This is a genomic window from Streptomyces sp. NPDC056224 (assembly GCF_042267665.1).
GTDB lineage: Bacteria > Actinomycetota > Actinomycetes > Streptomycetales > Streptomycetaceae > Streptomyces.
Map to the genome: position 1 here is coordinate 1 of NZ_JBHJTK010000116.1, position 1,164 is coordinate 1,164.

At 70.2% G+C, this 1,164-nt stretch carries 2 protein-coding genes; both read right to left on the reverse strand.

What is annotated here, in order from left to right; translation table 11 throughout:
• Positions 1-689 (reverse strand): type I-E CRISPR-associated protein Cas5/CasD (cas5e, locus tag ACFCZ1_RS38555; RefSeq protein ID WP_376682917.1); only part of this gene is annotated, 689 nt, incomplete at its 3' end.
• Positions 686-1,164, reverse strand: a 479-nt coding sequence (locus ACFCZ1_RS38560) for a type I-E CRISPR-associated protein Cas7/Cse4/CasC (RefSeq protein WP_376682918.1), incomplete at its 5' end; no start/stop codon positions are given. The genes cas5e and ACFCZ1_RS38560, both read right to left, overlap by 4 nt.

Sequence of the window (1,164 nt, forward strand, 5' to 3'; positions counted from 1 at the left end):
GTGGTGAAGGCCCGTCCTTGGGGGGCGAAGGAGAGGGGGACGTCGTCGCGGACTTCGTCTCCTGCGGGATCGTCGAGTGTGGCGGGAAGGTCGATGTGGGCCGCGTCGCCGTTCTGGCGGCCCCATCGCGCGCGTACGGGCGCGGCGGCCTGCCAGGGCTCTGCGCGCAGCACGTCCTCGAGGTGGCCGGTGCGCTGACCCAGGGACAGGGGTTGTGTGGGGGCACAGGAGCGGCGGCCCAGGGCGAGGGGGAAGGCGGGGCGGCTCACGGCGTGTTCGAGGGTGGTGATGAGGCCTTGGGGGCCTTCCACTGCTGCGAGGAAGATGGCGTCCTGGAGGTAGAACCGCTGGGTGATGTGTGTGTGCTTGGCGGGTGAGGTGGGTTTTTGTCGGCCTTTGGCGGTCACGGCGGCGGAGAGCAGTGGCTGGCCGCGGTAGTCGCTGACGGTGTGGTAGTCGCGCAGGAGGGTGCCGGGCTGGTCGATGCGGATGCCGAGGGCAAGGCCGGCGAGGTCGTCCAGGGCGGCGTTGCGTGAGCGGCCGGCGGCTGCGGCGAGGAGGCCGACGATGCCGGATTTCGTGGGTTCGGGTCTGGTTTCGCGCCGGTTGAAGGTGCTGCGGTCGCCCCATGACTGCAGGGGGGCGGCCAGACGGAGAAGGAGGACTGCGTTCGGGTCTGCGGTGCTCACGCCTGGGCTCCCAGGGCGGTGGTGATGCGGGCTCGCAGGGTGGTGCGCAGGTCGGCGAAGGTGACGGGGTCGCCGAAGGCTTGGGCGAGGGTTTCGGCGGTGTCCTTGGTGCGGGGCTCGCGTGTGGTGAAGGTGTGGCTGGCTGCGTTGTACAGGGGGGCGTCTCCCCAGATCTGTGTGGCGGTGATGTGTTCCTCGGCGAGGCGGCGGGCGGAGTTCGCCTGGATGCCGGCTTCTGCCGCCACGGGTTCTTCGAAGGCGGATACCAGGTTGACGGGCTGGTCGGTGCGTACGACGACTGCGACGAGGCTGGGCCGGGTGCGGTGGGCGAAGGCGTTCTGGTAGCCGGTGGGTGTGGAGAGGGCGAAGCTGTCGACGAAGTGGTCGAGAGCTTCGAGGGCGGCTTCGGTGTCGCCGCCGAGGTTGTCGGTCAGCTGGGCGAATCCGACGGTGGCGTAGCGGTAGAGGGTGGCGG